The 12,983-nt window shown below is 35.2% G+C and carries 10 protein-coding genes, 2 tRNA genes and 2 rRNA genes; all 14 read right to left on the bottom strand.

The genetic code is table 11. The annotated features are described in order from the left end of the window. Nucleotides 1-96: 96 nt before the first annotated feature. Nucleotides 97-3,003, bottom strand: a 23S ribosomal RNA gene (locus FBF20_RS03955). Between the two features lie 529 nt (nt 3,004-3,532). Beyond that, nucleotides 3,533-3,609, bottom strand: a tRNA-Ile gene (locus FBF20_RS03950). 8 nt (nt 3,610-3,617) lie between these two features. Further along, nucleotides 3,618-3,693: transfer RNA gene (locus FBF20_RS03945), tRNA-Ala, on the bottom strand. 102 nt (nt 3,694-3,795) lie between these two features. Further along, a 16S ribosomal RNA gene (locus FBF20_RS03940) occupies nt 3,796-5,308 on the bottom strand. Together the 16S and 23S rRNA genes with 2 tRNA genes alongside form the textbook arrangement of a ribosomal RNA operon. 629 nt (nt 5,309-5,937) lie before the next feature. Continuing rightward, the gene (locus FBF20_RS09070) at nt 5,938-6,069 is read right to left on the bottom strand and encodes a hypothetical protein (protein ID WP_002858570.1); all 132 of its coding nucleotides are present in this window, start codon (nt 6,067-6,069) and stop codon (nt 5,938-5,940) included. Between the two features lie 153 nt (nt 6,070-6,222). Further along, entirely contained in the window at nt 6,223-6,540 is a 318-nt protein-coding gene (locus FBF20_RS08910; RefSeq protein WP_002858604.1) for a hypothetical protein, read from the bottom strand. A gap of 257 nt (nt 6,541-6,797) precedes the next feature. Then, nucleotides 6,798-6,965 carry a hypothetical protein gene (locus tag FBF20_RS08905; protein WP_248276692.1) on the bottom strand — a complete coding sequence of 56 codons (168 nt, stop codon included), beginning with the start codon at nt 6,963-6,965 and terminating at the stop codon, nt 6,798-6,800. A 56-nt stretch (nt 6,966-7,021) separates the two neighbouring features. Continuing rightward, nucleotides 7,022-7,144 carry a hypothetical protein gene (locus tag FBF20_RS08900; RefSeq protein ID WP_285816309.1) on the bottom strand — a complete coding sequence of 41 codons (123 nt, stop codon included), beginning with the start codon at nt 7,142-7,144 and terminating at the stop codon, nt 7,022-7,024. 60 nt (nt 7,145-7,204) lie between these two features. After that, nucleotides 7,205-7,507, bottom strand: coding sequence for a hypothetical protein (locus tag FBF20_RS08895; protein ID WP_002858562.1), 303 nt, complete (start codon nt 7,505-7,507; stop codon nt 7,205-7,207). A 112-nt stretch (nt 7,508-7,619) separates the two neighbouring features. After that, nucleotides 7,620-8,546 carry a hypothetical protein gene (locus FBF20_RS03930; RefSeq protein ID WP_002858499.1) on the bottom strand — a complete coding sequence of 309 codons (927 nt, stop codon included), beginning with the start codon at nt 8,544-8,546 and terminating at the stop codon, nt 7,620-7,622. Nucleotides 8,547-8,685: 139 nt separating this feature from the next. Further along, nucleotides 8,686-8,859 carry a hypothetical protein gene (locus FBF20_RS08890; RefSeq protein WP_002858593.1) on the bottom strand — a complete coding sequence of 58 codons (174 nt, stop codon included), beginning with the start codon at nt 8,857-8,859 and terminating at the stop codon, nt 8,686-8,688. A gap of 204 nt (nt 8,860-9,063) precedes the next feature. Beyond that, nucleotides 9,064-10,140, bottom strand: coding sequence for a filamentous hemagglutinin N-terminal domain-containing protein (locus FBF20_RS03925; protein ID WP_002917109.1), 1,077 nt, complete (start codon nt 10,138-10,140; stop codon nt 9,064-9,066). Nucleotides 10,141-10,151: 11 nt separating this feature from the next. Beyond that, nucleotides 10,152-12,080: a hypothetical protein gene (locus tag FBF20_RS03920; protein WP_002904449.1), complete on the bottom strand. Its 1,929-nt coding sequence runs from the start codon at nt 12,078-12,080 to the stop codon at nt 10,152-10,154. After that, complete coding sequence (locus FBF20_RS03915; protein ID WP_002852321.1) at nt 12,010-12,729, bottom strand: hypothetical protein; 720 nt, start codon at nt 12,727-12,729, stop codon at nt 12,010-12,012. The genes FBF20_RS03920 and FBF20_RS03915 overlap by 71 nt, the downstream gene beginning before the upstream one ends. Nucleotides 12,730-12,983: the final 254 nt, after the last annotated feature.

Raw genomic sequence — 12,983 nt, 5'->3', positions numbered from 1 at the left:
AATACAAACTCTACTTGAAAGATTTCTATTAAACTCTAAATATTATCTATATTCAAAGTCTTCTTAAAAACCTTAACAAGGAAGTGATGCTTTATTAAAGATAAGCCAAACGCTCTATTAGTACTGGTCAGCTAAAGGACTTTCATCCATTACACACCCAGCCTATCAAACTAGTAGTCTTCTAGAGAGCTTAGAGAAGATTCATCTTAGAGTTGGCTTCACGCTTAGATGCTTTCAGCGTTTATCCTTTCCAAACTTAGCTACGCTGCGATGCTCTTGGCAGAACAACAGCTACACCAGTGGTTTGTTCAACCCGGTCCTCTCGTACTAGGGTCAAATCTCTTCAATCTTCTTACGCCCACGGCAGATAGGGACCGAACTGTCTCACGACGTTCTGAACCCAGCTCGCGTACCGCTTTAAATGGCGAACAGCCATACCCTTGGGACCTGCTCCAGCCCCAGGATGCGATGAGCCGACATCGAGGTGCCAAACCTCCCCGTCGATGTGAGCTCTTGGGGGAGATCAGCCTGTTATCCCCGGGGTACCTTTTATCCTTTGAGCGATGGCCCTTCCACACAGAACCACCGGATCACTAAGACCGACTTTCGTCTCTGCTTGACTTGTATGTCTTGCAGTTAAGCTGGCTTATACCTTTATACTCTACGAACGATTTCCAACCGTTCTGAGCCAACCTTTGTAAGCCTCCGTTATTATTTGGGAGGCGACCGCCCCAGTCAAACTACCCACCAGACATTGTCCCACTTGAGGATAACTCAAGCTGGTTAGCTACCCAAATAAGAAAGAGTGGTATCTCAACAATGGCTCATATACAACTGGCGTCATATACTCAAAGCCTCCCACCTATCCTGCACATTCTTATCCAAGTAGCAGTGTCAAGCTGTAGTAAAGGTCCACGGGGTCTTTCCGTCTTGCCGCGGGTAGGAGGAATTTTCACCTCCACTACAATTTCACTGGATCCCTCTTTGAGACAGCTCCCATCTCGTTACGCCATTCATGCAGGTCGGTATTTAACCGACAAGGAATTTCGCTACCTTAGGACCGTTATAGTTACGGCCGCCGTTTACTCGGGCTTCGATCAAGAGCTTCGCTAATGCTAACCCCATCAATTAACCTTCGAGCACCGGGCAGGCGTCACACCCTATACATCCTCTTACGAGTTAGCAGAGTGCTGTGTTTTTGGTAAACAGTCGGGAGGGACTCTTTGTTGTAAGTTTCCTTGCTTTCGGAGTAAATCCTAATACAAAGCTAACCACACCTTATACCGAAGATACGGTGCTATTTTGCAGAGTTCCTTAAAGAGAGTTCTTCCACGCGCCTTAGAATACTCATCCCACCCACCTGTGTCGGTTTACGGTACGGGCAACATTAGCTAAACTTAGAAACTTTTCTTGGCTCGACGGCATCAGGGGTTCTTCTATCCATCCGAAGACTTCAAAAAGCCTTTCAGTTCTCGGAGTATTGTTATACGGATTTGCCTGTATAACCTCCTACGACCTTAGACTAGCACTTCCATCCGCTAGCCCCCTTAGCCCTAAGCGTCCTTCCATCGCACACTAATGTTGGTATTGGAATATTAACCAATTTGCCATCGTCTACCCCTTTCGGACTCGACTTAGGACCCGACTAACCCTACGATGACGAGCATCGCGTAGGAAACCTTGGGTTTACGGCGTTAATGATTCTCACATTAATTATCGCTACTCATGCCTGCATGCTCACTTCTATTCGCTCCAGCACTCCTTACCGGTATACCTTCGACGCAAATAGAACGCTCTCCTACCACTTAGTAAACTAAGTCTACAGCTTCGGTACTTACTTTAGCCCCGTTATATTTTCCGCGCAAAATCACTAGACCAGTGAGCTATTACGCTTTCTTTAAAGGATGGCTGCTTCTAAGCCAACCTCCTGGTTGTTTAAGTAACTTCACATCGTTTTCCACTTAAGTAAGACTTAGGGACCTTAGCTGGTAGTCTGGGTTGTTTCCCTCTTGACGACGGATTTTATCACTCGCCGCCTGACTGCTGTGATTACATATAAGGTATTCGGAGTTTGATAGGGTTTGGTACATTGGTGTATGCCCTAGCCCATTCAGTGCTCTACCCCCTTATATTACGACACAACGCTATACCTAAATATATTTCGGAGAGAACCAGCTATCACGAAGTTTGATTGGCCTTTCACCCCTATCCACAAGTCATCCCGGGGCTTTTCAACGCCTATGGGTTCAGTCCTCCACTAGTTCTTACACTAGCTTCAACTTGCTCATGGATAGATCACTTCGTTTCGGGTCTGCAGCATCTGACTAAGCGCCCTATTCAGACTCGCTTTCGCTACGGCTTCGCGTTTGCTTAACCTTGCCAGACACCACAACTCGCAGGCTCATTATGCAAAAGGCAGTCCATCACCCTGTATTGCTACATAGGGCTCTGAATGATTGTAAGCAAATGGTTTCAGGTTCTATTTCACTCTGATCACCTCAGTTCTTTTCACCTTTCCCTCACGGTACTTGTGCACTATCGATCTGGTATTAGTATTTAGGGTTGGATCGTGGTCGACCCGGATTCAGACAGGATTCCTCGTGTCCCGCCCTACTCAGGATACTGCTAGCTAAGGTTTGTTTTTCGCATACGGGACTATCACCCTCTATGGTTATACTTTCCAGAATGTTCTGCTAAACTTACCTCTTGCACATTGCAGTCCTACAACCCCCAGTGCAAGCACTGGGTTTGCCCTCTTGCGCTTTCGCTCGCCGCTACTGACGCAATCTCTATTGATTTCTTTTCCTGAGGGTACTAAGATGTTTCAATTCCCCTCGTTCGCTCCTATATAGGTAATGTATATCTCTATACATTGGGTTGCCCCATTCGGAAATCTACGGATCAAAGCTTCTTGACAGCTCCCCGTAGCTTATCGCAGTCTAGTACGTCCTTCATCGCCTTTACCAGTCAAGGCATCCACCATTCGCTCTTAGTAGCTTACCTTTTTTTACCTTTTATTATTGATTCTAAAACGCATCACTTCCTTGTTAAAGTTTTTATGATAAGACTTCTTTATCTTAAGACGGAAAGCATTCAAACACTTAATATAAAACTAAATGATTTAGTCTCAACTAAGCTGTGAGTTTGAAACTTGTCTTTAATTTATAATCCTTAAATCCAATATTCTCTTTATTCATAGAAATAAAGACAGCTAAAAGTTAAGTTAAACTAAAGAAAAGATAAATAGGTTTTATCCTTTAACAAGTCCTGTAAAATTGTTTTTATTAAAACTTGCTTGTGACTCTTAACAATGATAATTAAAAAGAACATTTAGGTTTAAAACCTAAAGGAAGTATATATATTAACATAATCATTATAAATATAAATGTATATGCTACTTATATCTATTAAAGTATATTCTTTTATAGTTAAAGATAAAAAATAAATCTAAGTATAGAGTTTATATTTTATATTTAATCTATTTTATATACTTGCTTTAGATTTTAAAGCTTCTTTATTCAAATCTTTTTTATGGTGGGCCTAACAAGACTTGAACTTGTGACCTCACCCTTATCAGGGGTGCACTCTAACCAGCTGAGCTATAGGCCCTTAATAAATGGTGGAGAATAGCGGGATCGAACCGCTGACCTCCTGCGTGCAAAGCAGGCGCTCTCCCAGCTGAGCTAATTCCCCATAAACAATTAGCTTTATCATCAATCTTTGAAATCTAAACAAGAATCAATTGAGTTTATATATTGAAGTAATAGTTGTGAGACTTATTACTTTGTACTCTAGAAAGGAGGTGATCCAACCGCAGGTTCTCCTACGGTTACCTTGTTACGACTTCACCCCAGTCGCTGATTCCACTGTGGACGGTAACTAGTTTAGTATTCCGGCTTCGAGTGAAATCAACTCCCATGGTGTGACGGGCGGTGAGTACAAGACCCGGGAACGTATTCACCGTAGCATGGCTGATCTACGATTACTAGCGATTCCGGCTTCATGCTCTCGAGTTGCAGAGAACAATCCGAACTGGGACATATTTTATAGATTTGCTCCACCTCGCGGTATTGCGTCTCATTGTATATGCCATTGTAGCACGTGTGTCGCCCTGGGCATAAGGGCCATGATGACTTGACGTCGTCCACACCTTCCTCCTCCTTACGAAGGCAGTCTATTTAGAGTGCTCGGCCGAACCGTTAGCAACTAAATACGTGGGTTGCGCTCGTTGCGGGACTTAACCCAACATCTCACGACACGAGCTGACGACAGCCGTGCAGCACCTGTCTCTAAGTTCTAGCAAGCTAGCACCCTCTTATCTCTAAAAGGTTCTTAGGATATCAAGCCCAGGTAAGGTTCTTCGCGTATCTTCGAATTAAACCACATGCTCCACCGCTTGTGCGGGTCCCCGTCTATTCCTTTGAGTTTTAATCTTGCGACCGTACTCCCCAGGCGGTACACTTAATGCGTTAGCTGCATTACTGAGATGACTAGCACCCCAACAACTAGTGTACATCGTTTAGGGCGTGGACTACCAGGGTATCTAATCCTGTTTGCTCCCCACGCTTTCGCGCCTTAGCGTCAGTTGAGTTCCAGCAGATCGCCTTCGCAATGGGTATTCTTGGTGATATCTACGGATTTTACCCCTACACCACCAATTCCATCTGCCTCTCCCTCACTCTAGACTATCAGTTTCCCAAGCAGTTTAATGGTTAAGCCATTAGATTTCACAAGAGACTTGATAATCCGCCTACGCGCCCTTTACGCCCAGTGATTCCGAGTAACGCTTGCACCCTCCGTATTACCGCGGCTGCTGGCACGGAGTTAGCCGGTGCTTATTCCTTAGGTACCGTCAGAATTCTTCCCTAAGAAAAGGAGTTTACGCTCCGAAAAGTGTCATCCTCCACGCGGCGTTGCTGCGTCAGGGTTTCCCCCATTGCGCAATATTCCCTACTGCTGCCTCCCGTAGGAGTCTGGACCGTGTCTCAGTTCCAGTGTGACTGATCATCCTCTCAGACCAGTTAAGCGTCATAGCCTTGGTAAGCCATTACCTTACCAACTAGCTGATACTATATAGTCTCATCCTACACCGAAAAACTTTCCCTACTCAACTTGTGTTAAGCAGGAGTATAGAGTATTAGCAGTCGTTTCCAACTGTTGTCCTCTTGTGTAGGGCAGATTAACTATACCTTACTCACCCGTGCGCCACTAATCCACTTCTAGCAAGCTAAAAGCTTCATCGTTCGACTTGCATGTATTAGGCACGCCGCCAGCGTTCACTCTGAGCCAGGATCAAACTCTCCATAAAAAATTATAGATAGTTTAATCTTTTTCTTCAAAGAAAAAGTTATGAAAGATTAAAAGAAAAGTTTTTAATCTTTTTAATTATTAGATTGAATAGATTTTACATAATTGCTTATGCCTAAATCTGTTCTGGCTCAATCGATCACTTATTTAGATTTCAAAGATTGACTAATAAGATTTGAATAACAATACTAATTTAAAAGAACAAAACAAAAAATCATTTTTAAAAGAAAAGTTTTTAAATTAAAAAACAAGATTTATAAAAAAGCTTTTAGTTTATAAGACAAAAACCAAAAGAGTTAATTTATAAAATCTACTAAGCTAGTGAAACTTTATAATTTAAAAGATTTTAAGTCCTTTTTTCAAAAAAGGAAATGAAAGTATAACCAATTAAACTTAAAAGGGGATTAAACAAAGGATTAAATAGTATAAATATTTGTGTAAGTATTTATATAAGTATTTGGTGGGTTTAAAAATGGGGGGGGGGGGAATTTTCCAATCACCCCAAAGTTAAAAGTATTTTTCTAGGCTTGCATAAACTCTTGCTCGATGTTCTCCATCGTGTTTAAACTGATGAACAGCTCTTGCAGCATCCATTTTTACATAAAAATTAGCACTTCTTGTATAGAGTATTTATATACCCATTGCATCCATAAGATAATGATTTTCACTTTGATATTCTTTATTTTCATACCAAGAATACCCTATATCATAAAAAGGAGTCGAGTAAAGCCCTTCTAAAGGTGTTTGAAATCTTATTCCCAAGGCGCCAGAAACAACATTATCCGCACTTCCCTCACCTTCTAAACAAACACATACACCACAAGGTCTACCTAAAGATACGGATTCACTACTATCTAAAACAGCATCGCTGATAACTTTTTGATAATTGAGTTGAAAAATGTGAGTTAAGCGTTCTTAGAATTGATATTTGTTGCTTAAATTTAAATTCATTTTTCCAAAATTTCCTAAATTTACTCCATTAAATCCAGAAAAATCACCATCATTTTCAACATTACCATATATAAAATTTAAAGTATAACTTAGGACATTATTCTCCAAACCTCTATAAGTTCTTTCTATGCCCAAATTTACACTATTTCTCGCTTTTTCATTGCTTACTAAACCATCAAGATAATAATCTTTAATCTTTTTATGAGTAAAACCCGAAACAAGATATAAAGAATACTCAGTATATAAAAACACAGGATAAGAAAAATTTACTCCAACATTCATAGAGTCCCTATAAAAACTAAGATTTCTATAAATTCTGCCAGGAACATAATGTCCTTGAGTTGCAAATGGAGTAATTTTTAAATTCCCTATAAAAGTACTATAATTAATCCCATAATCTGTTTGATTTTCATCACTATCTTGAAGATAAAAATTTAAGTTATCCCCTTATCTTGCTATATTGTTTAAACTTTGACTCATTCCTGCTCTAAAACGACCTGTTTCTTTAGTCCCATAGTTGTTAGAATATAAAGTTAAAGTTACACTATCTCACCTTTGTTTACTTCTATAATAACATCGCTTTCTCCACAACCATCACCTGATTGTAAATTAGCATTGGTTTGGATTCCGTATATTTCATTGATTTTATAAATTTCATTTTCCACATTTTTAGTTGTGACAACTTTCCCTTTAAGATTTTTGTTCAATTTACTCTCTAAAGCATAATCTCTGACACCTGAGTTGTTTTTAATAATTACTTTTCCTATAAAGTTCCAAAAGCTATGTTAATTTGCACTTTGTTAGAACTTAAATCTTGCGGTGGTATATAAGCAGTTGCCGAAGGATGGCCACTTAATTGACAATAATAAGCTATAATGTTTGTTATATCTTTTAAATTTTGTAAGCTTAATTCTTGGTTGCGATATTCAGCTATTGCATCTTGAATTTATTTTTCGCTAATTCTTAATTTTTTAAATGTCAAATCTTTATTATCGATATGCAAAACATACTCTCTTACAAAAACCTTAGCTTCATTTTGATCAGTTTGTGAATTTGTAATATTTGTAGTATTTTGCTCTTTGAAATTTACAGGGCTTTTTTGATTTTTTAATGTATTTTTTAAATTTTTATTTTGTGGTTCATTTGCTTCAGGAGAGCTTTCTATAAGCTCTCTTATTTTATTATTATTTAGCTCTTCAGCATGTGAAAATACTTGCAATAAGACTAAAACAACTAAAATTTTTCTCATTTTTATTTCCTATTTTGCATTTACACAAATATTCATTGTCTTAAAATTATCACTTACAATACAACGCAAACCACTACTTCTAGCATCTGCTTCTCCTATTTCCACTTGATCATCATCTTCTTCTTTTTTTTGCGTCTACTTCGGTTTGAATTTTTATAGGAGCTTCTACAACCTTTTCAGGAATTTCAGGCGGCAATACAGAAGGTTTGTCTGGATCTTCACCCCCTTGTTTATCTGGCTCATAGATAGATATATTTGGTTTTTCTGGCAATGAGGCTAATTTTCCTTTAAAATTAAAATTTCCAGTGTATACTTTACCATCTACATCTTTACCTTCTATAGAAAAACCTTGAGAATTTAGAATTTCATTTTCAAGCTTATAGCGAAATCCTTCATTTCCACTAAGATCCGCAAACTGCTTTTCAAGAGCTTCTTTTTGTTCTAAAAGTTTTTCATATATAGCCCTTAATGTTTCATCGCTAACTAAGCCTGATTCTTTGATTTTTTCATAGTTTTTATTTTCTTTGTCAAGTTGAGCTAAGGCTTCTTGGTATTTTTGTAATTCTTCTTTAAAACTAGCGAAATAACCTTCGCCGGTTTTGATTTTATCCATAGCAGTTTTCTTTTGCGTCCATTTTTCATAAAGATTGGTATAATTTTTATAATTTTGTTCTTGCGAACCTTGCCATAACTTTAAAAATTCTTGTTCTACTCCCGTATCTTTAAACGCATTTAAGAAATTTAAACTTTGAGTGATTTCACTAGCCTCATCTTTTCCTACCACACCCTTACTATCTGTGTAAGTCCAAGTTTTGGTATCAAAATCATAAGTGTATTTTCCATTCATCAAATCATCTAAAATTCTTTGAAGCAATTTAGGGTCAAAGTCGTCTTTGGATAATTTCACAGCATCTGTTGCCTTGGTAAAAGAATCAGCAAAAGCATAAGAATTATTATCAAGATATTTTATATCGTTAAATTTCTTTCTTACAGCACTATCAAAATCTTTTTTTCCTGTTACTTCATTATTATATTGCACAGACTTAAAAAATTCTGTCCTTCATCAATGTAACCATTTTCTAAATTATGATAAACATAAATATTACTAAAATTATTATTTACACTAATTCCAGGATCACCAATAACTTTTCCAGCTTGTGTTTTATAGTTTCCAGCACTCAAAATTGCTCCATTTTATAAAATAAGTAAGCATTATTAATCTTTAAATTTCCAACTTTTCCAGTAAATCCTCCTGTTTTACTATCATTCCCAGAAGTTATAAGTTTTTCTATGTCATTAACCACAACATTATTAAAATTACCACCATCAATTTGTCTGCCTATGCCACCCACATAAGAACCTTCTTTGCTACTATACTTATATTATTAATAGCAACATTTGTAAAATTGATAGTGTTATTCCCTCCACTACCATTCCCCAGCCTATTATTCCGCCAACTTTAGTATTTACAGCTGTATTAATAACGAGATCATTAACAGTCACATTTTCAAAACCCGTATAACTGTTTGCAATATTTTGCCCTACTATACCTCCAACTAAGCATCATAACCAGTTGAAGCAATTTTCAATCCTTGAATATTAAAGTTTCTTATATAGCTATTTTGAACAACTCCAAAAATTCCTACATATTGATTTGATGAATTAATATTAACATTTTTTAAAGCATAACCAGAACCATCGAAAGATTTAGCAAAAGCATTGCTTGTATTATCACCTACTATGTATGTTTTCACGCCACTAAAATCAATATCATCAATCAAACGAAAATGATCAAAAGCTGTTCTAAATTTTTCTTTATTTACATTCCAAAAATCAGCAAATTTATTCCATTCTGTTGCATCCGCAATACTTCCATATTTAGTCCAGTTTTTAACTTTACTACTATCATCAAAACTAAATTTACTACTAGAATTACCCAATAAAGCTCCATCTTCTTCAAAACTTGTTATGCTTTGTTGAATGATAGCTTCTTGCTCTGCTTTGGCTACGATATTTTTTGTATCTTTTACCACTCCAGCATCAACATAAACTTTATTACCTTCAAGTTTTAATACATCCAAAGTAATTTTTCTTTTATTGATTTCAACCTTATTTCCTATTAAAACAATATTATCTGCATTGATCTTTCCAAGATTTATAATATTTCCTTGTTTGCTTACATCAAATGCCGGAGAGAAACTAGCTCCTTTCTCTAAAAAAGTTTTGACATTATCATCACTTAAAGCTGTTGTGCTAGCTACAAATTTTCCCGCAGTAATAGTTCCTGTTTTGCCAATCAAAACTCCCATAGGATTAACTAAAAAGATATTGTTATTCCCTCTATTTAAAGCTCCGTCTATCTTAGAAGCATCTTTTTGATAAGCAATGTTTAGGTAGTTTTGATTTTTGCCGTTAAAATTTACACTTTCATTTTGTCCTATATTAAAACCGCCACCCCATTGGATAACATGATTTTGTCCTTTTCCTGTAATCGTTACAGTATTGCCAGAGGTATGGATAGTCCCACTTGTACCATGAGTAAATTTACCCCCACTTAGTAAAGCATAAGCTTGAGAAAAGAGCAAAGAACTCACCGCAAATGATAAAACTATATGTTTACTCATCTTTTTCATGTTACTCTCCTTTAAAGTATGTTGATATAAATTATTTTTGCATCATCTGAAACTTCAAAGCTAAAATTTACATTTTTCAATGTACTTTTAGCCAACTTTTCTATCTTGTTGTAATTAAATTTATTTTTATTATTTTTCATTTTTTCTAACAAATTTTCTAATTCTTGTTGATTTAACAATCCATTGTCACCATCATAAATTCCAACATCACTTTGTATGAGAATATATTTTCCTTTTGTTGGTTTATTTTTAGTAAGAATTTCCATACTTCCATTTGCAGGAAGATTGATAAGTTTTTCTATAGTCAAGATAGGATTTTTTATTTTATTTGGTAAAATAAAAGTAAAATTTTCAAAGTTATTTACCACTTCTGATTTGACATCTTGAGTATCTATAATCAAACGATTGTTTTTAGAAAAATCTTCTTGATGCGGTAGAATTTGAGTGATTATTTTACCTTTTTTATTTACTTCATGAAAAACAGAACCAGAAAGCAAATCGATATTTACATCTTTAAAGAAATTCAACTCTCCACCTAAATATAAAGTATTGTTATAAGATTTAAAATTTGAAATATCCGAAGTTCCAGATGGAGCTAAAAATATAGCATCTTGATTTTTATACTCATCTATATTTAAATTAACAAGCTCCATGATATTATCATGAGAATTTGCAGACACTCCAGCTATCAACCCCACATAACCTTGTCTTTTATCTGAGGCAGTACTAAAAGCTGTGTTGTTGATGATGATTTTATTAAAAGCACTTTCTTTATCTGCTTTTATGATGCACGAACTTTCCACGGCAGCCGAAGAACAATCTTTAAGCTTTATAAGATTGTTGTTTGCATTTTGAGTTGCTTTTAAAATAATTTTTGAGCCCTTTCCTAAAGAACTCGCTTCGGTTAAACTCTGAATGAGATTATAATTTATTTTATTATTTGAAACATTTTTAGCATTGATCATCAAACTTAAATTTTTAGATGATTTAATATTTTCAAAATTTACTTCATTATTGTTTGATTCATCGGCGATATAGTCTATACCATCTAGCGTAGTTTCACTTGTAATAAAAGCATATAAAGGCAATGAAATAATAGAATCTTTTATACTTAAGGTATTATTATTTGCTTTTCCACTTAAAGTTCTTGCCGCATATACGGTAAATTTATCAGAATAATTTTGTGGAACTTTTTCATAGGTTAAATCATTTTGTATATCAAAAACATTAAAATTCGCACCCTCTGTAGCAAAACCTCCGTAAAGATTGTAATAATTTTTTCCATAAAAATTATCACTGATTTTTAAAGGTTTTTTAAGACGAAATACAATTTTATTTCCATTAGCTTCACCATCATTAGAATACCCACCATAGAGGTTTAACGATGCATGTGTTTTAATGTTTTTATTAAGATGATCTAATGAGTTAAAATGATAAACTTCTATAGAATTTTTCTCTGCATTACCCTGTAATGTTCTTCCACCGTAAATTTCTCCAAATAAAACAGCATCATAAAAAGTTATTTTATTTTGCGAATTTACCATTAAATCTAAATTTAAATTTTTAATTATTACAGAATTTTTACTTACATTGTATTTTTTAAGATTATTTACATCAGCTAAAGCACCTAAAATTTCAAAGGTCGAACGAGCTGTATACTCACCATCTGGCCCATGAAGGACGATATTGGCTGAATCGATAAGAACTTTATTGTTTTGTAAATTAGAATTTATGCCAAAAGCTCCCATTAAACGAGTAATTCTTTCATCATAAATATCCTTACCTTCTTCATCTGAAAAATACTGGGAATTATGAAGGTCAATTTTTGTATTTGACTCTAAGATTAATTTATTGTCTTTAGCTTCATCATCAAAAGCTACAGATCCTGAAATATAAGGAACTCCATTTAAGGGCAAGGTGTAGATATTTTCTACACCCATTATTGATATAGGAGTTTTCTTTTAAAATGGTTTGATTGTTAAATCCCTCCCCCCTGTCAGTAAACGCCGCAGTAATTAAATACTTAAAACGATCGCCTTTTTGAGAATTATTAGGTACTCCACAATCCCCTATGCTTGGTTTGCAAAAATACACAGAAGATAATTCTCCATTTTCTAATATAAGTTTATTATTTGTTGCATTTGTATTTTGCGCATAAGCTGTTACAATAAAAGGCATAAAAGAACTAGGAACGGCTTGAGTATCTGAAGATACGGTTCCTAAAGTGCTAAAAGCTGTTATGATCTCTTCTTTTGAAGTATCCGGAGTTAAAATTTCAAGCTTGGATAAATTTTTATTTCCAGATTTAGGGTTATTATAAATCATAGTTAAATTTGATATAGGGTATTTTGACTTAGAAGCATAGAAATTTTTTCCATTAATTTTTTTAAAAATTTCTGCTTGAGGATCATAAACTTGATTATCCTTAAAAGAATGTTCAGAAATATAAAAAATTTTTCCATCCTTGCTTGCAGCCTGAACCGCCGCAAAACAAACCGAAGAAGATAAAACCACACTACAAACGCCCAAGCCAAATTTTGCATTTGTCTTATTTGTAAAAATTTTAAAAATATTAAAATATTTTTTCATCTCATTTCTTACTAAAATAAAACCTTTTGATTTATCGCAAATTGATTATTTGCAACACTATCCCGTATGTCCTGAGTTGATTATAAAATATTAATTTGATATTTTATTTTTCAATATTTAAATTTAATGAAAATTTAACAAATTTTATATTAATATATTCTTAAATAAAATTTTATTTTAAATATTAAAAGAATACTTTTATAATTATTTAAATATTATCTAAAAGCACAACATTAATATAACTTTTCTAAAAA

Source organism: Campylobacter sp. CFSAN093259 (assembly GCF_012889985.1).
GTDB classification, from domain to species: domain Bacteria; phylum Campylobacterota; class Campylobacteria; order Campylobacterales; family Campylobacteraceae; genus Campylobacter_D; species Campylobacter_D jejuni.
This window is presented reverse-complemented; position numbering and strand designations above follow the sequence as displayed.

What these genes read in the sequence shown, in the direction of transcription:
- FBF20_RS08895 (WP_002858562.1), bottom strand. Translation starts at nt 7,507, where the DNA reads ATGAGAAAAATTTTAGTTGTTTTAGTCTTATTGCAAGTATTTTCACAT.
- FBF20_RS08910 (WP_002858604.1), bottom strand. Translation starts at nt 6,540, where the DNA reads ATGAATGTTGGAGTAAATTTTTCTTATCCTGTGTTTTTATATACTGAG.
- FBF20_RS03925 (WP_002917109.1), bottom strand. Translation starts at nt 10,140, where the DNA reads ATGAAAAAGATGAGTAAACATATAGTTTTATCATTTGCGGTGAGTTCT.
- FBF20_RS03915 (WP_002852321.1), bottom strand. Translation starts at nt 12,729, where the DNA reads ATGAAAAAATATTTTAATATTTTTAAAATTTTTACAAATAAGACAAAT.
- FBF20_RS03920 (WP_002904449.1), bottom strand. Translation starts at nt 12,080, where the DNA reads ATGGGTGTAGAAAATATCTACACCTTGCCCTTAAATGGAGTTCCTTAT.